Origin of the sequence: Vibrio hangzhouensis, from assembly GCF_900107935.1 — a bacterium.
GTDB classification, from domain to species: domain Bacteria; phylum Pseudomonadota; class Gammaproteobacteria; order Enterobacterales; family Vibrionaceae; genus Vibrio; species Vibrio hangzhouensis.
Window position 1 is genome coordinate 18877 of the sequence record NZ_FNVG01000031.1, and the last position, 19319, is coordinate 38195.

A 19319-nucleotide genomic window follows, 5' to 3' on the forward strand; every position below is an offset into this window, starting at 1 on the left:
ACCGCTCTCTGGATGGTGTCGTTTGTTAACCATATGTTTACATTATATTGAATTGTGCCACAAGTGATGATGTTATGTGGTCTAATTTTGCCCTATTAGTAGCAGGATCTGCGATTAAAGTGCAGTTTTACTAACTTTATATGTGTTTGATCTAATAGCGTGTCGCAAGATTTTCAGGTGTCTGGTCGGAGGTCATGTATGGCGTGAATTTGCCTATCTTACCTATAGGCAAAACTTATTTTCTTTTTATCTAGCACGCTGTTAACATTGCGTCCGCTAAACAATTGCCCCCATTGTCTAAGGAAAAAAGATGGTAATACCTGAAAATAGCAGCATCGTAATTTTTGGTGCTTCAGGGGATCTTACGTACCGTAAGCTGATCCCTGCGCTTTACCATTTGTATGCTAGTAATCAACTGCCTAAATCATTCGCGATTCTTGGTGTTAGCCGCACTCAATACAGTGACGAGACTTACCGAGAAAAGCTAAAACAGTCGCTACAAGAGATGGAAAAGACCGAGCCAGAAACGCTCAATGCTTTTTGTAATCATCTTCACTATCAAGCGATTGATACTTCAGACACTCAAGATTATGCCAAACTGGCTACGCGTCTTGATGATGTTGCCGAGCAATATGGCTTTGAGCAACGCAATACCCTTTACTACCTGGCTACACCGCCTAGCTTGTATAGCATTATTCCAGCAAGTCTTGCGGCACACGGTTTAAACGGGGAAAGCGATGGATGGAAACGTCTTATCATCGAAAAGCCATTTGGCTATGATCTGGCGTCTGCCCGCAAACTGGACCAAGAAATCCACGAGCATTTCCAGGAACACCAAATCTACCGTATTGACCATTATTTGGGTAAAGAGACGGTTCAGAACCTACTGGTACTTCGCTTCTCAAACGCGATGTTTGAGCCACTATGGAATCATCAGTATGTGGACTATGTTGAAATCACTGGTGCTGAATTCCTGGGCGTAGAAGAACGTGGCGGTTATTATGATGGGTCTGGTGCGGTGCGCGACATGTTCCAAAACCATCTGCTGCAAGTTCTTGCGATGGTTGGCATGGAATCTCCGGCGCAAATCAATGCCGATGCAATCCGTAATGAAGTAGTAAAAGTACTGCAATGTCTACGTCCACTGTCGCAACAAGATCTCCGTGACAATTTGGTATTGGGTCAATACACAGAATCAAACGTTCGTGGGCAGTTCTTACCGAGCTATCGCAATGAACAAGGTGTCGCTGACGATTCGCGTACCGAAACTTACGTTGGCCTCAAGATGTTTATCGATAACTGGCGCTGGAACGGCGTACCTTTTTATGTGCGTACAGGTAAACGATTGCCGACTCGTGTGACAGAAGTGGTTATCCACTTTAAACGCACACCACATCCGGTATTTGGTCAGGATGCGCCAGAGAACAAACTGATCATCCGTATTCAGCCGGATGAAGGCATTCAGATGAGCTTCGGTCTCAAGGAGCCCGGTGCTGGCTTCCACGCTAAGGAAGTGAAAATGAACTTCCACTATGCATCGCTGCAAGAGACACAAATGCTTACTGCTTACGAGCGTTTGTTACTTGATGCACTCAATGGGGATGCTACGCTTTTTGCAAGAAGTGATGCCGTAGAAGCATGTTGGGAGTTTGTGCAACCTATTCTGGATTTCAAACAGGATCCACAAGCGTTGTTTGGTTATGCGTGTGGTACCTGGGGGCCTCAGGAATCTGATCAACTGCTACAAAGTGATGGTCGCGCATGGCGTTTCCCATGTAAGAACCTGACTGATACAGACTACTGCGAACTGTAATTGCCGATTAGGTCGAGCTGAGGGCGCTGCACAACTTAGCTCGACAACAAGTTTAAAGCAGCAAGTTAAGTTGCCGAATTGATGGAGAGAACAATGAAAGGTGATATTGGTGTAATTGGTCTGGCGGTAATGGGTCAGAACCTTATCCTAAACATGAATGACCACGGCTTTAAAGTAGTGGCTCACAACCGTACTGCTGCAAAAGTTGACGAGTTCCTGGAAGGTGCTGCTAAAGGCACCAACATTGTTGGTGCATATTCACTAGAAGAGCTAGTAGAGAAGCTAGAGTCACCACGTAAAGTGATGCTAATGGTGCGTGCGGGTGAAGTGGTTGATAAGTTCATCGAAGCTCTAGTACCGTTGCTAGACAAAGGTGACATCATCATTGATGGTGGTAACACCAACTACCCCGACACTAACCGTCGTGTTGTTGAGTGCCGTGAAAAGGGCATCCACTTCATCGGTACTGGTGTTTCTGGTGGTGAAGAAGGTGCACGTTTTGGTCCTTCAATCATGCCAGGCGGTGCTGCTGAAGCTTGGGAAGCGGTTAAGCCTATCTTCCAAGGTATCTCTGCAAAAACTGACGCTGGCGAGCCTTGTTGTGACTGGGTTGGTAACGACGGTGCTGGCCACTTCGTTAAGATGGTGCACAACGGTATCGAATACGGCGACATGCAGTTAATTACTGAAGCTTACCAGTTCATGAAAGACGGCTTAGGCATGTCTGCTGACGAAATGCAGGCAGTATTTGCTGATTGGAACAAGACTGAACTAGACAGCTACCTAGTAGAAATCACGGCTGACATCCTTGGCTACAAAGACGAAGCCGGCGAGCCGCTAGTTGAGAAGATTCTTGATACTGCGGGTCAAAAAGGTACGGGTAAATGGACTGGTATCAACGCTCTAGACCTAGGTATTCCACTAACGCTTATCTCTGAGTCTGTATTCTCGCGCTGCCTATCTGCGCTTAAAGAGCAACGTGTTGAAGCTGAATCTCTATTCGGTAAGACAATCACTCCAGTTGAAGGCGACAAGCAAGAGTGGGTGGATGCACTACGTCAAGCGTTACTAGCCTCTAAGATCATTTCTTACGCTCAAGGTTTCATGCTAATGCGTGAAGCGTCAAATGAGAATGGTTGGGACCTGAACTACGGTAACGTGGCGCTAATGTGGCGTGGTGGTTGTATCATCCGCAGTGCGTTCCTGGGCAACATCCGTGACGCGTACGAAGCAAACCCAGATCTTGCATTCCTGGGTTCAGATGAGTACTTCAAGAACATTCTACAAAGCAGCCTGGTAGCATGGCGTAAGGTTGCCGCTAAGTCTCTTGAAGCGGGCATCCCAATGCCTTGTACAACATCTGCTCTTACGTTCCTGGATGGTTACACAACGGCACGTCTACCTGCAAACCTTCTGCAGGCTCAACGTGACTACTTCGGTGCTCACACGTATGAGCGTATCGACCGTGAACGTGGTGAGTTCTTCCACACTAACTGGACTGGTACAGGCGGTAATACTGCTTCTACGACTTACGACGTATAATCACAAAGTTGATTAAATAGAGCCTTACGATGCATGTCGTAAGGCTTTTTTTTGGTTCAAGCTAAGCAAATTGAGACGTACGTGCGCCAGAATACATTGCGTAAACGGAATCTTATTCACAGTTGCATCATTAGCATATCGATTTATTAGTCAGGGTTGATATATCATTCGGGCTCAGAATGAACATAACTGGCATAGACTCCGGCAGAGAGTCAGCAAACAAGCCAGGATACAATTTGGACAGTGATGATGTTGTCAAAAAAAAGCCTTTTCACCTTCTGGGTGTGGATGGTTTCACTTGGATCTCAAGCACAAGAGATCCTTTTTTATAATTGGGTTGGTTATCTTGACCAAACGCTGGTCGAGCAATTTGAATCTGAGCATCGTATTAAAATAGCGCAAGACTATTTTGCCAGTGAAGATCTAAGGGATGAGGTCATCAATAGCGGTCGAGCCAATGGCTTCGATCTGGTGTTGGTTGATGGCTGGAGTTTGCAGATAATGGGCAACAAGAAGCTGTTTCACAATGTCAGTGATCTAATCAGGTCAATGCCGGAACGCTTTGGTTCAGAGTTTCAACAGGCCTGTGGTGAGTACGGCATTCCCTACAGTTGGGGCACGTTAGGTATCGTTTATCGAAGTGAAGTGGCAAGGCAACCGATTACGTCCTGGAAACAGCTGTTTCACCCTCCCAAAGAGCACCAAGGTAAAATAGTAATGTACAGCGATATTGTGGATGGAACTGCAAGTGCGTTGTTGGCCGCCGGTCAATCCCCATTTACTTCTGATGTGGATACCTTGAAGCAGGCTTACGGTTTATTTCAGACACAGGCCCCCCATGTGCTTGCCTATGAGTATGGTGATTCGTATGCCTATCGCCATGGAGCGAGTAGTGAGATGACAATGGCATTGGGTTACTCAGGCGATGAGTATTCGATTGCTGAAGTAACAGGTCAAGCGGATTGGACCTATGTCGTACCTAAAGAGGGGACGGTCATATGGACAGAGTGTCTGGCCTTTCCAGCTTCTGGAGAGATTCATCCTCAGACCCTCGAGTTTGTTCGTTTTCTTTCCAGGCCAGAGATTGCGATCCAAAATGCAGAGTCAGTATGGATGGCAACACCTGTCACTCAGGCGCTTGAGTTAGCGTCAGAGGAATACCGAACAGATTCGGGACTCTTCCCAGATCAAGAAGTACTAGAGAAAAGCCACCACTATCAACCTATTGCTTCAAATGGACAGAGGTTGCGTTTTAAGATTCAGCAGTCACTGCGGTAGGTTAAGATAATGCGATTAGTCACTAAAGTGGACATTACCTTGCTACCACTTATCACTATGATATTTGCGTTATGTGGATTTTCGGTTTATCAGGCTGCAAGAACAAACACTTACGATGCGTTCAAGCAGTGGTTGGCAAGAGATTTGCAATCATTGGATAAAGAGATTCGCCTGGAAATCAGAACCCATCAGTCTACCCTGTCTGAAGCGTTAAATGGTGCGGAGATGATTCGCTATGTTAACGAGAAATACCATCACTATCAGGCATTTTCTTTGGATGCTGCGTTGTACAAAATGTTGCAGCGCACTTATCTGGGGAGAGATGTGTCTAGCCTTCATATAGTGAATCAAAGTGATGGCGTCGTGCTTGATTACACTCCGAGGAAAGACCCGTTTCAGCCTCAGCAACTTCCAACAGATCCATTCCAGTTCATCGATAAGATGCTGTCAACATTTAAAACCAGTGACAGGTTTTCACAGAACTTAGCTATCTATGAAACTGACAGTGGTGAGTTGAACTTATTATTGTCAGAGATGTTTTCCTCGCGCTTATTAACCTATGATGATTTTGCCACACCTGCCAACGGTTATTTAGTGGCTATTCAAATCGCAAAGATTAACTCTTTGGCGGAGTTTTCTCGTTCGCTCGAGAGCAATATAGGCGTACAGATTCGTTCTCATTTCAAACCTGTCGCCGTCGAATTTCCACTATCAGATTCAGAAATCGATATTGTGCTAGAAGGTGGTGATATTCGTGCAGTGATGAGTTCAAGTTTTTTCCAGCTCGAGCTTCTGATTGCCAGTCATTCAGTAGATGAGTATCTGATTTCAAGTCGACAACTGATCACATTTGTTGTTATTGCAGCTTCTTTAGTAAGCTTTTTTTTAATTCGTCTGCTTTTTTTGGCGACAGTAGTTAATCCGATCAATCGTCTTCACGATCGCATTCATGATACATCTAGATTGTCGACCAGAAACTTTGATTTGTTGCCGGGGAAGGATGAAGTCTCGAAGCTCAACAACGCCTACCTTAAATTATTGGTAGATTTGCAACGATTAGCTTCATTTGACACCTTGACGGGATTGCCGAATAGAAGAAGTTTTGAACATCTACTTAATGACAGTCTGAGTGAAGTGACGAGTTCTAAGACCTATTCAGCGCTGTTGTTTATCGACCTTGATAACTTTAAGTGGGTCAATGATCATTTCGGTCATGTGACCGGTGATCGTTTGTTAAAGGAGTTTGGCGAGCGACTTAAGCTCGTAATGTCGAGCCAAACTTGTCAGGGGTATTTCCAGAGCGGAGCCGTCGCCAGAATCGCTGGTGATGAGTTTGCGGTGCTGTTGACTCAAATTCCTAATGCAGACACCGCAAAGGCTATTGCAGGTCAAATCCTGGCGGAGTTTGAGCACGGGTTTTATCTCGATGGAGTGTGCCATCAGGTACAAGCCAGTATCGGTATTGCATTGACCAGTGGTGCGCCAACAGACATGGTCACAATATTCAAAAGTGCCGATGCGGCGATGTATCGGGCGAAGGCTGAAGGTCGTAACCGCTACGTGATGTTTGATCAAACCATCGCGGCAGACGTGTTTCGCAGGCAATTGATTGAAGACGAACTCAACAAAGCACTGGTGGAAGACAGCTTCGAACTGGTCTACATGCCAATCTACGATATGAGAGACTCAGTTGTCGTGGGATACGAGGTATTACTTCGCTGCAAAGCGTTGGCGGAGTTGAACGTTGGTCCCGATGTATTCATTCCGATTGCCGAATCTTCGGGTTTGATCAAGCGCATCGACCAGTGGGTATTAGAGCATGCTCTGAGCCAATATCAAAAGATGAAGGACGATGGTTTTCTTGGCTACGTTTCGGTCAATATCTCATCAGTAGAACTGAAGAACGATAACTTTGTTTCTTTGATGGCACGATTGGTGGAGCAGTATGCTGTTCCAGCAGGCAAGTTGTATTTGGAGTTAACCGAAACCAGGCTGTTATCTCCGGATAGTGAGAGCATTGAGACCTTAAAACGTTTACGAGCAATGGGGATATTGCTGTCATTGGATGATTTTGGTACTGGATATACTGCGTTTAGTCAACTGACTCATTATCCGGTAGATTGCATTAAGATTGATCGTTCATTTGTTGGTCAGATTGATGCTGTTTCGGGGCAATCGATCGTCAATATTATCCTGGCAATATCCGAAATATATGGTTTGCAGGTAATTGCAGAAGGCATTGAAACCGAGCTACAGCAAGACTATTTGCTGCAACGAGACTGCATCTTTGGGCAAGGGTATTTGTTGAGTAAACCCATTTCTCATAATGCGTTTCTTGAGTTAATCGACTTAAACGTGCGAGTCCTGGAAAGTACTTAGCTAGGCGGTACAACTAGTCTATCGGCACAGCTGCGACAGTTTCCATATATAACGCTGGACGGGTATCACTTGCGGAATCTATAGTAAGGTTAACAATCACATAGCAATGACTGCTAAGGAGACGTTATGCCCCTTTCTATCCCTACGCTGGGTGCCGGTACGTTCCGGCTTAAAGGCGAAGACGCTTACAATTCAGTGAAAATGGCCCTGGAGGCTGGTTATCGGCATATTGATACGGCGCAGATATACGGCAATGAGAAAGAAGTAGGGCAGGCATTGGCCGATTCGACCGTAGAACGGAGTGAACTGTTTATTACCACCAAGATATGGATGGACAGACTGGGTAAGGCATCATTCATCCCAAGCCTTCAGGAGAGTTTACTCGACCTTCAGCTAGATTATGTGGATTTGTTGCTGATTCACTGGCCATTAAAAGATGACGCAGTACCGATGGAAGAGTATTTGCAGGAGCTGAAACATGCTCAGGACACTGGCTTAGCTCGTCATATTGGTGTGTCGAACTTTACAGTTGCACATATGAGGCAGGCGATAGAGATTCTGGGCGAAAATGTCTTGTATACCAACCAGGTTGAAGTACATCCCTATTTACAAAACAAGCCAGTGACTGAGTTTTGCAGCAACCACAACATGATTGTCACAGGGTACATGCCTTTTGCTTACGGCGATGTATTAAAAGACGGTTCGATTAAGCATATTGCTGAAAAGCACAGTGCGACAGCGGCGCAAGTAGTGTTGGCCTGGATGGCTAAATCGGGTTTTGTTACGATTCCGTCGTCAACCAAGAAAGCCAATATTGAAAGCAATTTAGCCTACTCACAGGTGACGCTTGATGATGAGGATATGAAGGTTATTGCCGGATTGGATCGTGGACATCGGTTAGCCAATCCTGATTTCGCTCCCGAATGGGATTAGCGCGAATCTGTTTGTAAGAAAAACGTCAGATGATAGTAGTCACTGACGTTTTCTTATTCACTATTTTTTATTCATCATTTTGCCTAGTTCGGCAAATGGGTTGTGTGTGGCAGCCTGATGATTGTCTTCCCCGGGTTTTACTTCACTCCCGTATAGCTCATGTTCAGTATATTTAGAGTGTTCGTGATCGTGACAATACAGGCACAGCAGTTCCCAATTGCTTCCATCTTCCGGGTTATTGGTGTGGTCGTGGTCCTTGTGGTGCACGGTCAGTTCCCGAAGATTAGAGTAGACGAACTCACGAGCGCAGCTGCCGCAAACCCAAGGATACAGTTTAAGTGCTTTCTCGCGATAGCCACTTTCTTTGCGAGCGTAAGCCGCACTTGTGCCATAGAAATCAGAGGCCATAAATTACTCTCTCAACCAAATAGTCAGTGTTGGTCTGTTTCTATCACAGTGTCGTAAGTAGAAAACTTTGGCCGCTGAAAGTGTGATTAATGCGATCAACAACGCTCTGCCTTATAGGCATTGACTTCAGGCAGCAACGCGTGATGTTCGACGGCCATCGTTCATTCTATTGAAGAGTCTGAAACCCGGAGTAAATGCGAGTTAATGTTGTAAACCAACAAGCGATACCAAATACGATGGCAATCGTCGCAAAGTGCGCGGGCATGAGGCAAAGCAAGATAAAACAGCCAATGGTTTCCGTACCCTCTGTTAAACCACTCATGTAATACAAAGACTTATGTTTATACACCGGATTTTCAATGCCCCGTTTTCCTGCCATGACCGCAAAGGCCAGAAAGCTGGTGCCGGTGCCGATGAAAGAGAAAATCAAGAAAGCTCCGGCAACAGCATTTTGCTCTGGGTTAGCCACGACAAAGCCAAAAGGGATTAAGGAGTAAAACAGAAAATCCAGACTGATATCGAGGAAGCCTCCCGCATCAGTAATCCCCTGAATTCGTGCCAGTGCGCCATCTAGTCCATCGCAAATGCGGTTTACAAGTATCAATACCAATGCCAGCCAATATTGTTCCAACACGAGTGCAGGAAAGGCCAGGCAGCCAATGCCAAAGCCAAACAGCGTGGTTTGATTGGCGGTAATGTCAGCACGGTGCAACAGCTTGGCACCCGTAGACAAAGGCCTGCGGATGATTTTAATACTCAGACTATCAAGCATAGTGATTATTCCATGGCCATGTTAGGACGCGACTATCAGCAGGGACATCCGACTCATCGTGGGTGACCATAAGCGTTGGGATATTGGCCGCGGTTAGTTGTTCGAAAACCCAGTCGCGAAACTGAAACCGTAATTCTTTATCAAGTTTGCTGAACGGTTCATCTAAAAGGGCGGCTTCGGGCTTGGCCAGCAACATTCTGATCAGACTAACCCGTGCTCGCTGTCCACCTGAGAGTTGCTCGGGATATTGGCTGGCTACCTGGGTAAGTTGCACACTGGCAAGCGCGTCCATGGCGGATTGTTCGCGCTGGATCCCTTTACAGTCGTCGGGCAACGCAAAGGCCAGATTTTCCCACACATTTAAATGGGGAAATAACAAATCATCCTGAAACAGGATGCCCACACGACGCTTGTGTGGTTCAAGGCGCTCTATACGTTGTCCATTCAATGTGACTGAACCTGAAAAAGTAAATTCAGACGATAGGTGGCCGGCTATCACATCCAGCAACGTCGATTTTCCGCATCCACTGGGGCCCATTAAGGTCAGTACCTCTCCAGATTCGATTTGGAAGCTGCAGTCAGAAAACAGCACTTCACCACCGTTTTTATGAATGGTGAGGTTTTCTAGTGAAAGCGTCATTAATTGGCCATCCTTTTATTTTAATTCGACGATATCGGTTGTTCAGGCGACTGATTAAAATCGCCAGGGAGAAGAACACCAAGGGAAGTAGTGCCTGAAACAGCGCGTAAATAGCGGTCACTCTTCGGTCGAAACCGCTGGAGAGTGCTACTGCCTCTGTGGTTATGGTGGAAATCCTTCCAGCGCCCAACACTAAGGTGGGTAAATACTGAGCTAAACTGACGCTGGCACCAATCGCCCAGGCAAAGACGATGGCAGGAAATAGCAAAGGCAGTTTGATACGAAGCCAGGTTTGTAGTGGCGATTTACCCAGACTCAAAGAGACCTGCGTGTAGCGCTTGTTGAAGCCCCGCCAAGGACCATCTAGCGACAAATAGACAAACGGAAACGCAAAAAAGACGTGTGACCAGCATACCCAGAATAGATAGTGTTGATCACTCAGCAACAGGGTCATCACCTGTAAACCGAATAGAACGCTCAATTGAGGTAGCAACATAGGAATGGCAATAATGAATCCGGGTACCTGAAGACGATATTTACTGCGATATTCATGGCCTATGATGGCTAGCAACAGGGCGATGGTCGCAGCAATGATGGCAATGGTCAGGCTTTGAGTAATAACGCCTGACATACTTGACCATTCGTATTGCCAAAAGCGGACCGTGTATTGGCTAGGTACAACATCGGGAAACCGCCAACGCTGGGCGAATGTCCAAAGTACCGTGAGCGGCGTCATGATAGCCACAACGGTGAGGAGCGACAAAAATAGCGTTTTACCCGGTATGCGAATGGAATGGCGCCCAGAATACTGCCACCGATTACAACGGCTGACAACAAGGTATTCAACAGTTCTCGCAACAGCAATCAATAGCGAGGCTATGGCAAACAGTATTACGGCTCCCGCACTGGCTCTAGGGAGAAGATTGAGGTCAGGATCGTTAAACCATTGCCACACCAGTACGGCAAACGTTGGTGGATTGGTTGGGCCGATGATAAGGGCGACATCGACTACGGAGAGACTGTAGGCGATGACGGCAAGCATCGGAAAGCGAATCTTGGTAAACCACTGGGGCAACAGTACTCGCCACCAGGCTGCGCTGCTGGAGTAACCGAGCGAAGTGGCTATCTGCAAAGACTCGCGGACTTTAAGCTGTTTTAAAATGGGAATACTCATCAACAGCAAAAATGGGACTTCTTTCATCGCCAGCATCAGGGTCAATCCCAGACCATAAGGGTCTTTGACCAACCAGGCGAACTCGGAAACACTGCTTTGTTGCTCAAACCCCAAGACATCGACCATAACTCGCGCACCAAAGCCAGTAGGTGCAAACAAAAATGCAAACCCGATAGCAAATGCCACATGGGGCAGCGCTAGTAATGGAGAGAGGAGTAACTCAATACTTTTCCACCACCGACTGTTCCAACTTGACGCTAAAATGGCGAATGTCACAAGGCATGCCAGATAGCTGCTAAAAATTGCCGTTGTGAAGGTAAGCGCAATAGAGGTTTCCACACCTTGCCAGGAGAAAACCTGCTCAAAGCCGGATAAGCCAAAATGATGCAGGTTCAGTGGCGGGATATACCCCAGCGAAGCGACCACCACCCCAAGCAGACCCGGAATGGTGGGCAGAATACAGACTATCACCAATAGGGTGTACAACAGCCTTAACATCGTTGGTTAGCTTCCGTAACGCTTGAGCCATTCTTGCTCGAGAGCGCTTTGCCAGCTAGGGTGAGGTTCGGCAACTGATTTAAATTGCTGGGTTTGTGCAGCACTGCCAGTTAAGTGTTGTTTGCTCAACACAGAAGGATCGCCCCAGATATTGATATCGCCTTTTCGAGACTGTGCTTGCGGGCTTAGTAAGAAGTTGATGGCGACTAATGCACCTGCTTTCGCGTTGGCGTTCCAGGGTATGGCCAGAAAGTGAATATTGGACAATGCGCCGCTATTCATCGCATAGGCGTTGGTAGTGGGACTCAAATTCCCGTTTGCCTGAGCTGAAAATACAGCGTTGGGGTTGAAGGTAATAGCCAGATCAAGTTGACCGTCGTCCAGAAGCTGAATGGTTTCCGCTGTCCCTGCCGGGAACTGTTTGCCTCCTCGCCAGGCGACCTTATGGAATTCGTCCAGATAGTTCCAAAGAGGTTGGGTGACACCGGCAAAATCCGCTTCTGATACTGGCTTTGATAGCGCTGGATCGTTGTCGGTTAGCTCAATTAATAGTGATTTCAGGAAGCTGGTACCATGGAACTCGGGTGGTTTCGGGTAGCTCAGTTTATTCGGGTATGCTTTGGCATAGTTGAGCATTTCCATATAAGACATCGGCGGATTGTTTAATGTGTCAGTGTCATGGATAAATACCAATTGACCCACGCCCCATGGCGCTTCAAGGCCATCGGTAGGTTCGGAGAAGTCACTATCAACCGGCAATGTTTTGTCTACGTATTGCCAGTTCGGTAAGGTAGAAACAAATGGACCATAGAGTAGCGCGTTATCCTTCATAGATTTAAAGTTTTCGCCATTAATCCACACCATGTCGACACTGCCACCTTCATTTTTACCCGCTGCTTTTTCTGCCAGTAAGCGCGATCCCGTTTCTGCGATGTCGGATACTTTGACATGATTGAACGTCACGCCGTACTGACTTTTTATTTCCTTTCCCGCCCATTGCAAATAGCGGTTGATCTCCTGGCTACCACCCCAAGCGTGAAAGTAAACCGTTTGTCCCTGTGCCTGTTGTAATACGGAGTCCCAGTTCTGAGCTTCTGTCTGGCTGGACGCGGGTAGAGACAGCGATGCCATTGTGAAAGCGAGTGTAGAAAGCACGGTCGAACGTTTTATTCTGTTATTCATTTTATAATCCATGTTATGCCATCAGAGGCGAACCTTGCCCGATTGTTACTAAATGATACTAAAGGTTGGTTCGTGATAATCAATACTCTTATCGCCATCTATAGAGATATAACCTAAAAAATGGCTGTCATAGCAGACCGGACAAGAACTTGATAAATTTCAGTTGCTTCGATTAATTTTTCGCATTGATAATGAGTATAGAAAGAAAACTGAGGCGCGGGCAGGGATCAAAATCGCTCAAATAGGTTTTCTAACTCAGGAGTCAGGCATGCGGTGACAGAGCGAACGAGATGACCCGATTCGAAGACCTCAATGCGGGTGACCTCGCAATGAGGGTAAGATGAGCTGCATTGAATTTCATCAAGCAACATGTTGACCTGATAGAATTCAAGAGAAAGGCGAGCCAATGGTGTATCGCTTTGACAGTGGAAGAGCTTTACTTCGGTTTTCATGACGGCGGCCCTCAGTCATTTTTTACAGTTACACGAGAACCAACAGACCGAGGTTCGAGGGCATTTATTTCGTCGTTTCTGAAAATATCTTGGCTTGGTAGCTCAGTTCACAATACCGTTTCGAACCAGACCTCGTTTGACGCTCTTGCAGAGCTTGCCAAAGCGGCGTAATTCTTCGAAGTTTGGAATGATTCCTCTCGATACGGCGCTTTCCCAGTAACTTACCTCGGATTCAACCAGCTCCAATAACTTTTTAGGGCATCCGATGCACGAGTTATCTGGGCCGCAAACAAATGTGTCTTCAGAATACAGGGGGAGCTCGACTTTAACTTGAGTAATGAGCTCAAGGGTGGCGTCAGTAAGGTTGGGTTTGCTACTCATATCGCGATAATTGGAGAAGTGAAAGCGCGATGATAGTTCAGTAACTATCCCAGGGACATTACACCAAATGAGTAATTTTCAGTGAAAACTGTGGTTTATAGATTGTCTCATTTATGAGTAATTAACAAAATTAATTATAAATGAAGGCTGGTTTGTGACTCAGTTATCTATAGTTTGGTTAGCAATACCAGAAAGAGCTCATCTGTTGAAGATGGGTAAGGTCGAGGTGTTGTTTAAAGGACAAGTAGCCCCGGGGACGGAAGCCCGAAAAAGTATAAAAAAACAATTATGAAGTAGCACTGGGGATCGTATGTCAAACATCGGCAATCAAATGAGTAAAGCGATCAGGCGCTTATTTGACATTACGCCGGTACCAACGGCGATGAGTTCTTCAACTGGTGAAATTCTTTACACCAATCCTGCCCTGCGCAAACTACTGGGTTACAGCGAAACTGAAATCCTGTCTTCTGGCGTGGTGCTTACTCATCCCGAAGACATCGCAATAAATCATAAGGTAAGAGAAAAACTAACCCAATCACCGGATAGGTCGGTTCAGGTGCATAAGCGCTACCTCCACAAAGATGGACATTCAATTCTGGCTCTGCTCAACATTGTCGCCGAAACCGACGAGCATGGCGAGGTACTATGGTTCATGTCTCAGATCGTTGACCTATCAGGAACGCGACAGTCTCAGGCGGCTGAGTTGCTGTTAGATCAGTTGGTTCAAAAGTCTCACGATGCCATCTATGTTGCCGATCTCACTTTTGGACAAATCCTCAATTGTAATGAACTTGGCTATAAGCGACTGGGTTACACCAAAGAAGAACTTCTTCGCCTGACAGTACCGGACATCAACCCACTATTTCGCAAAGTGATGACCTGGCAAGAGCATGTTGAGCAATTGAAACTGGCTCACAACGTTTTTGTTGAAGGGACCCACAAGTGCAAAGATGGGTCTGAGATTCCTATAGAAGCGAATGTGAATTTGATTGAGTTTAACAACGAACAGTACCTGCTCGCGATTGTACGGGATATCTCCGAGCGTAAAGCCAGAGAATTGAGAACCCTTGAAGCTCAGAATCTGGATCCCTTGACCGGACTTCCTAATCGTCGCCTACTGAATAGCAAACTTCACGACATGCTGAGCCATTGCAGAGAGCGTTCCGAAAAAGTCGCCTTCATGTATCTCGATATTGATAACTTCAAGCAGATTAATGACACTTATGGGCATAGCAGTGGTGATGAAGTGTTAACGACTCTGGCGAACAGGTTGCGAGATTTTACCCGCCAAAATGATATTGTTGCGCGTTTGGGAGGCGATGAGTTTCTGGTTGTTCTGCCGGGCCTTAATAGTCAAGAGCATGTGCTGAGTCTGGCTGACCATTTGCTGCAAGTGACATCCCATTCTATTGCTTTGACAAACGGTTACTCGTTAACTACCGATATCAGTGTTGGAGCGACTCTGTGTTATGGCCAGGAAGTAGACATTGCGACAGCGATTAGCGTGGCTGATAAAGCCATGTATCAGGCGAAAACACATCCAGGTTCGAAAAGCGTCTTTTTCGATTGCACCGCATAGCCACTAAGACTTCATTTCTTTGGTAGTGATTGTTACAAAGTGTGGATCTATAGAGTATGAAATTCCTTTACCTTGAAGCCTCCTTACCAAGATAACCTCGTCTTTTAGTCTGCTGCACACGTCTGTCGGGGCTGATTCATACCAAAATGTCATATTCAGGTTAATCTGTGCTATCAATCTGGTCGTGAAACCGATGTGGCCAGATGAGGAGCGCAACAGTGCTATGTCGCAGAAATAGAAATAAATCTTACAAAAAAACTAAGCTAACTTGTCGATATTATTCTAGTTTGAGGGGAGGGGAGAAAAACTTTCGCTCCGTGCCCACATCGAAGATTTTAAACAGACGTTAATGCGTCGAAATTCCCTGTATCGATGTATGCACGTGGCTCTCACAGAATAAGGAGTCCGTGAGATGAATAAACCTTTGTCACTTTTGCTTGCGTCTATAACTTTGTGTTCATCGGCGTCCGTTTTTGCCTTGGTGACACCCAACCCACCTTCGCTTAATGCGAAAGGCTATTTGCTTATGGACTATCAATCTGGCGCTGTTCTTGTTGATGGTAATAAAGACGTTGCACTTGCTCCGGCGAGTCTGACCAAATTGATGACCGCTTATGTGGTCGGTAAAGAAATTGAATCCGGACGTACGACCTGGGACAGCAAAGTCGCAGTAAGCGAAAATGCATGGTCGGTGAAGTTTCCCGACTCGTCGAAAATGTTCATCAAGCCTGGTGACAACGTCACGGTGGCCGACCTTATGCGAGGTCTGATCGTTCAATCAGGAAACGATGCGGCAGTGGCTCTCGCGGAGCACGTGGCGGGAACCGAGAGTGGTTTTGTTGCACTAATGAACCAGTGGGCGGCGACGTTAGGAATGAGCAGTACACAGTTTATAAATGCTCATGGTTTGGATGGCGAGGGTATTCATACAACCCCTCTGGACATGGCGACTTTGATGCGCCGTATCATTGAAGATGTGCCAGAAGTGTACAAATTGTATTCTGAGAAAAGGTTTGTTTGGGCGGATATCAAACAGTACAACCGAAATCGCTTGTTGTGGGATAACTCTCTTAATGTAGATGGAGGAAAAACGGGTTACACCTCGGAGGCGGGCTACAGCCTGGTCAGTTCTGCAGTTCAGGGGCCAATGCGATTAATATCGGTCGTCATGGGAACGCCGAGTCAGCAAACACGGGTGGAGGCTTCAAGGCAACTGCTTAATTATGGTTTCCGTTTTTATGAAACGGAACAACTCGCCGAAGCAGATAAAAATGAGGCAACCGTACGAGTCTGGAAAGGCCAGCAAGCCAGTGTTCAGGTCGGCTTTGAACAAGATGTGTACGCAACGTACTTAAGAGGAAACAACAGAAGTTTGTCTAAGGAGACGGAGATCTACGCACCTCTTATTGCCCCAGTAAAGCAGGGGGACATTGTCGGTAGCGTCACCTGGCGAATTGGTACCGATGAGGTAGCCTCTGAGCCATTGATTGCCAAATCAAGTGTCGAACAAGGTTCCATATTCAAAAGAGCCTGGGACAGTGTGGTGCTCTGGTTTAAGTCCCTGTTTTCTGATGCTAAAGGGTTGTGGGAGAGTTGAGGTGTGCCGGGTAATGTAGAATTACCCGGACTGTAATGGCTCATTGGAATGAATGCCTGGTAATACAACAAGCGGTATGTAATCTGTTCATATTGGTTGACGCACGTATTATCAGGTAACCTGACTCTTCGGCTTGTACGGGAAATCGTGAGAGTATCTTTTCTTCACAGCAAGACCCGGCTAGAATGTCGCTCCCATAAAGCTGAGAGTGACCATGAACCCAAATCTAAAATACATATCCGGGTATCCACAAAACCTTATCGAACAGGTATCGTCACTGATTGAAAGCGGGCGTTTTGTTACCTGGTTTGAAAAGCGTTATCCAGAGCGTCATCAAATCCAGAGTGAAAAAGCGTTATTCGATTACACCATGGATATCAAACAGCGCTACATGAAAAAAACAGCGCCGATTTCAAAAGTTATTTGGGACAATAAAATTCACCTGATAAACAACGCGCTTGGTTTGCACACCTATGTGTCTCGCGCCCATGGTGGCAAGCTAAAATCCAAGAACGAAATTCGAATTGCTAGCGTGTTTAAACATGCGCCTGAGCCGTTACTGCGGATGCTAGTGGTGCATGAACTGGCTCATATCAAAGAGAAAGAGCACGACAAATCGTTTTACCAATTATGCTGTCATATGGAGCCTGACTACCATCAGTTAGAGTTCGATGCGCGTCTATTTATGATCTATCAGGAAATTAAGCATGAAGACCGAAAATAATAAACGCGCTCAGAGCAAACCGGGTCAGACTAAGAAGAACAAAAAGCCGAGCTCAGAAACTCAGTTAGTTAAACGTCAAGCTGAGGGTCTTCACAAAGACAACTTTCACCATGGCCGCTACGACTTCGCTGAACTCACGCAAGCACTCCCTGAGCTGAAAGATTACGTTGTCAGCAATCCTAAGGGGGAGGCGACGATTGTGTTTTCCGATCCTGCTGCTGTTAAGCTGCTTAATCGCGCGCTGCTAAAGGCCTACTATGGCATCAACTATTGGGACATTCCTGAGAGTTATTTATGCCCACCCATCCCTGGTAGAGCGGATTATGTACATCGACTCAATGAGTGGTTGCAATATGATTTGATGCAAGGGCAGCCTGAGAAAGCTCGCCTCAAGGTTAAAGCGCTAGATATTGGTACCGGCGCGAACTGTATCTATCCGATTGTGGGTGCGACACGTCATCACTGGAATTGGGTAGGGTCGGACATCGATCCAATCTCCGTGAATTGTGCCAAAGAGATAGTCAATAACAACGACAAACTGGCGCGAAAAATTGAGATTCGACATCAGAAAAACAGCAACCATATCTTTGCTGGCGTGATTACTTCCGATGATTTTTTTGTCGCCACAACCTGCAATCCACCGTTCCACAAGTCGATGCAAGACGCGCAAAAAGGCACGGAGCGCAAAAACAACAATCTCTCCAAAAATCAAAAGTCGCGTGGTCAATACAGCGCAGCCAAATCGAGTGAAAAACTCAATTTTGGTGGACAAAATGCAGAGCTTTGGTGTCCCGGAGGCGAAGAGGCCTTCGTACTTAACATGGCGCAGGAAAGTAAAGACTTTGCATCACAAGTGATTTGGTTTAGCACCTTGCTGTCCAAAAAAGACAATATTCGCCCGCTTAGAAAGCGTCTTGAGAAACTTGGAGCCATGGACATCGTGATTCAGGAAATGTCTCAGGGACAGAAGAAGAGTCGCTTCCTTGCCTGGACGTTTATGTCTAAGGATCAGCGCCAGAACATTGCCATCCATTTACTTTGATGCTTCCAGTAGGTTCAGTTGTTGCTGATAATGACTGGCCATGACAACGTTGCCGCTTTGTTGTTCGATAGCGATCAAAAGCTTTAAGCTCGGCTTTTGGTAACCGTAGCGCTGGTGGAAGGTCAGTAAACGCACACGCGCCGAGGTATAATTGCCAGCGCCCATCTCTAGCGCAGCCAATTGTATGGTTGCGTTCGGCTTGAAGGGATCGTGTGCCAACGCTTTTTCTAAGTAATCTTTTGCTTTACTGTTCTGACTGGCTTTTAGTGCACACAATCCGGCATTTTCATAGCTGTCGGCAATGTTAAAATAAGAGGGTTGACGGATAGCAAGATGAAATTGCTGGTCAGCCAAATCATAACGATTTTGTTTACACAGGAACGTGCCGTAATTGTGATAGACATTGCCGTTATTTGGGTAACGTTTTAACGCTTTGTTGTAGGTATCCTCTGCCAAATCCAACTCCCCAACCACCTGGTGAAAGTGTGCCATTGAAAGGTGAGTACGATAATAGTCGGGGGCGAGTTCCAACGCCTTTTCGAAGTCTTGCCTTGCTCGCAGGTAGTGCCCTCGCTCCATATAGGCTATCCCTAACGCAATGCGGGATTCTGCCGCGCTGACCGGGTCTACCGATTCGGCCTCTGCTTCGGCATCCACAGTAACGCATCCGTAATTCAGAATACTCAGCGCAAGCGTTAAAGTTTGGCAAAACAGTTTGAAATTGTTGGGCACGCTTTCTCTCTTGTTTATGAATGGGAAAATGCTATACATATCGTAATCTTGAGAGAACCAGAGGAAACCGCAGCTAAAATGCAATGCGAGCAGTGACGCAAAAAATTTGAGCAATGTTGCATTATTGCCTATAAAACAAGCAAATAAATTAGAATAATGACTCAAATCTATATCTATTGATTTAACTTGGTTA

General features: G+C 46.2%; 17 protein-coding genes. 9 read left to right on the forward strand and 8 right to left on the reverse strand.

Annotation, left to right across the window (positions count from 1 at the left end; all coding sequences use genetic code 11):
• Positions 1-310: 310 nt before the first annotated feature.
• From zwf to dkgB, 5 genes are all read left to right on the forward strand, one after another.
• Complete coding sequence (gene zwf, locus C4S60_RS20680) at positions 311-1813, forward strand: glucose-6-phosphate dehydrogenase (RefSeq protein ID WP_103882195.1); 1503 nt, start codon at positions 311-313, stop codon at positions 1811-1813.
• 93 nt (positions 1814-1906) lie between these two features.
• Positions 1907-3355, forward strand: a complete 1449-nt coding sequence (gnd, locus tag C4S60_RS20685; protein WP_103882196.1) for a decarboxylating NADP(+)-dependent phosphogluconate dehydrogenase — start codon at positions 1907-1909, stop codon at positions 3353-3355.
• Between the two features lie 288 nt (positions 3356-3643).
• A complete protein-coding gene (locus tag C4S60_RS20690) occupies positions 3644-4633 on the forward strand; it encodes a polyamine ABC transporter substrate-binding protein (protein WP_160111392.1) in 990 nt (329 codons plus the stop codon).
• A 9-nt stretch (positions 4634-4642) separates the two neighbouring features.
• Positions 4643-7012, forward strand: coding sequence for a putative bifunctional diguanylate cyclase/phosphodiesterase (locus C4S60_RS20695; protein ID WP_103882198.1), 2370 nt, complete (start codon positions 4643-4645; stop codon positions 7010-7012).
• Positions 7013-7138: 126 nt separating this feature from the next.
• Positions 7139-7945: a 2,5-didehydrogluconate reductase DkgB gene (gene dkgB / locus C4S60_RS20700; RefSeq protein WP_103882199.1), complete on the forward strand. Its 807-nt coding sequence runs from the start codon at positions 7139-7141 to the stop codon at positions 7943-7945.
• 60 nt (positions 7946-8005) lie between these two features.
• Here the strand turns inward: dkgB and C4S60_RS20705 are convergent, their stop codons facing one another.
• The 7 genes from C4S60_RS20705 to C4S60_RS20735 all read right to left on the reverse strand — a co-directional run bounded on the left by C4S60_RS20705 (position 8006) and on the right by C4S60_RS20735 (position 13452).
• Positions 8006-8353, reverse strand: coding sequence for a YajD family HNH nuclease (locus tag C4S60_RS20705; RefSeq protein WP_103882200.1), 348 nt, complete (start codon positions 8351-8353; stop codon positions 8006-8008).
• 166 nt (positions 8354-8519) lie between these two features.
• Positions 8520-9125, reverse strand: coding sequence for a CDP-alcohol phosphatidyltransferase family protein (locus C4S60_RS20710; RefSeq protein WP_103882201.1), 606 nt, complete (start codon positions 9123-9125; stop codon positions 8520-8522).
• Positions 9118-9765, reverse strand: a complete 648-nt coding sequence (locus tag C4S60_RS20715; RefSeq protein WP_103882202.1) for an ATP-binding cassette domain-containing protein — start codon at positions 9763-9765, stop codon at positions 9118-9120. The genes C4S60_RS20710 and C4S60_RS20715 overlap by 8 nt, the downstream gene beginning before the upstream one ends.
• On the reverse strand, positions 9731-11437 hold the full coding sequence (locus C4S60_RS20720; RefSeq protein ID WP_103882203.1) for an ABC transporter permease: 1707 nt from the start codon (positions 11435-11437) through the stop codon (positions 9731-9733). The genes C4S60_RS20715 and C4S60_RS20720 overlap by 35 nt, the downstream gene beginning before the upstream one ends.
• Positions 11438-11443: 6 nt before the next feature.
• Positions 11444-12568 carry an ABC transporter substrate-binding protein gene (locus C4S60_RS20725; RefSeq protein WP_425275151.1) on the reverse strand — a complete coding sequence of 375 codons (1125 nt, stop codon included), beginning with the start codon at positions 12566-12568 and terminating at the stop codon, positions 11444-11446.
• Between the two features lie 278 nt (positions 12569-12846).
• The gene (locus C4S60_RS20730) at positions 12847-13071 is read right to left on the reverse strand and encodes a hypothetical protein (protein ID WP_103882205.1); all 225 of its coding nucleotides are present in this window, start codon (positions 13069-13071) and stop codon (positions 12847-12849) included.
• Between the two features lie 102 nt (positions 13072-13173).
• Positions 13174-13452 carry a hypothetical protein gene (locus C4S60_RS20735; RefSeq protein WP_103882206.1) on the reverse strand — a complete coding sequence of 93 codons (279 nt, stop codon included), beginning with the start codon at positions 13450-13452 and terminating at the stop codon, positions 13174-13176.
• A 310-nt stretch (positions 13453-13762) separates the two neighbouring features.
• Here C4S60_RS20735 and C4S60_RS20740 point away from each other — a divergent pair, with 310 nt between their 5' ends.
• The 4 genes from C4S60_RS20740 to rlmF all read left to right on the forward strand — a co-directional run bounded on the left by C4S60_RS20740 (position 13763) and on the right by rlmF (position 18394).
• Positions 13763-15031 (forward strand): sensor domain-containing diguanylate cyclase, encoded by a 1269-nt coding sequence (locus C4S60_RS20740; protein WP_103882207.1) that lies wholly within the window; start codon positions 13763-13765, stop codon positions 15029-15031.
• A 412-nt stretch (positions 15032-15443) separates the two neighbouring features.
• Positions 15444-16628 (forward strand): D-alanyl-D-alanine carboxypeptidase family protein, encoded by a 1185-nt coding sequence (locus tag C4S60_RS20745; protein ID WP_103882208.1) that lies wholly within the window; start codon positions 15444-15446, stop codon positions 16626-16628.
• 214 nt (positions 16629-16842) lie between these two features.
• On the forward strand, positions 16843-17352 hold the full coding sequence (locus C4S60_RS20750; protein WP_103882209.1) for a M48 metallopeptidase family protein: 510 nt from the start codon (positions 16843-16845) through the stop codon (positions 17350-17352).
• Positions 17336-18394, forward strand: coding sequence for a 23S rRNA (adenine(1618)-N(6))-methyltransferase RlmF (gene rlmF, locus C4S60_RS20755; protein ID WP_103882210.1), 1059 nt, complete (start codon positions 17336-17338; stop codon positions 18392-18394). The genes C4S60_RS20750 and rlmF overlap by 17 nt, the downstream gene beginning before the upstream one ends.
• On the opposite strand, the gene pilW is transcribed toward rlmF, so the two are convergent.
• Positions 18386-19126, reverse strand: a complete 741-nt coding sequence (gene pilW / locus C4S60_RS20760; RefSeq protein ID WP_244183160.1) for a type IV pilus biogenesis/stability protein PilW — start codon at positions 19124-19126, stop codon at positions 18386-18388. The two genes, rlmF and pilW, sit on opposite strands and share 9 nt — an antisense overlap.
• Positions 19127-19319: the final 193 nt, after the last annotated feature.

Bases quoted from the DNA above. Each gene is read 5' to 3' on its own strand.
- rlmF (WP_103882210.1), top strand. From the start codon at position 17,336: ATGAAGACCGAAAATAATAAACGCGCTCAGAGCAAACCGGGTCAGACT.
- C4S60_RS20690 (WP_160111392.1), top strand. From the start codon at position 3,644: ATGGTTTCACTTGGATCTCAAGCACAAGAGATCCTTTTTTATAATTGG.
- C4S60_RS20715 (WP_103882202.1), bottom strand. From the start codon at position 9,765: ATGACGCTTTCACTAGAAAACCTCACCATTCATAAAAACGGTGGTGAA.
- C4S60_RS20725 (WP_425275151.1), bottom strand. From the start codon at position 12,568: ATGGCATCGCTGTCTCTACCCGCGTCCAGCCAGACAGAAGCTCAGAAC.
- zwf (WP_103882195.1), top strand. From the start codon at position 311: ATGGTAATACCTGAAAATAGCAGCATCGTAATTTTTGGTGCTTCAGGG.
- C4S60_RS20735 (WP_103882206.1), bottom strand. From the start codon at position 13,452: ATGAGTAGCAAACCCAACCTTACTGACGCCACCCTTGAGCTCATTACT.
- C4S60_RS20730 (WP_103882205.1), bottom strand. From the start codon at position 13,071: ATGAAAACCGAAGTAAAGCTCTTCCACTGTCAAAGCGATACACCATTG.
- C4S60_RS20740 (WP_103882207.1), top strand. From the start codon at position 13,763: ATGTCAAACATCGGCAATCAAATGAGTAAAGCGATCAGGCGCTTATTT.
- C4S60_RS20720 (WP_103882203.1), bottom strand. From the start codon at position 11,437: ATGTTAAGGCTGTTGTACACCCTATTGGTGATAGTCTGTATTCTGCCC.
- gnd (WP_103882196.1), top strand. From the start codon at position 1,907: ATGAAAGGTGATATTGGTGTAATTGGTCTGGCGGTAATGGGTCAGAAC.
- C4S60_RS20750 (WP_103882209.1), top strand. From the start codon at position 16,843: ATGAACCCAAATCTAAAATACATATCCGGGTATCCACAAAACCTTATC.
- C4S60_RS20745 (WP_103882208.1), top strand. From the start codon at position 15,444: ATGAATAAACCTTTGTCACTTTTGCTTGCGTCTATAACTTTGTGTTCA.
- C4S60_RS20705 (WP_103882200.1), bottom strand. From the start codon at position 8,353: ATGGCCTCTGATTTCTATGGCACAAGTGCGGCTTACGCTCGCAAAGAA.
- C4S60_RS20710 (WP_103882201.1), bottom strand. From the start codon at position 9,125: ATGCTTGATAGTCTGAGTATTAAAATCATCCGCAGGCCTTTGTCTACG.
- dkgB (WP_103882199.1), top strand. From the start codon at position 7,139: ATGCCCCTTTCTATCCCTACGCTGGGTGCCGGTACGTTCCGGCTTAAA.
- C4S60_RS20695 (WP_103882198.1), top strand. From the start codon at position 4,643: ATGCGATTAGTCACTAAAGTGGACATTACCTTGCTACCACTTATCACT.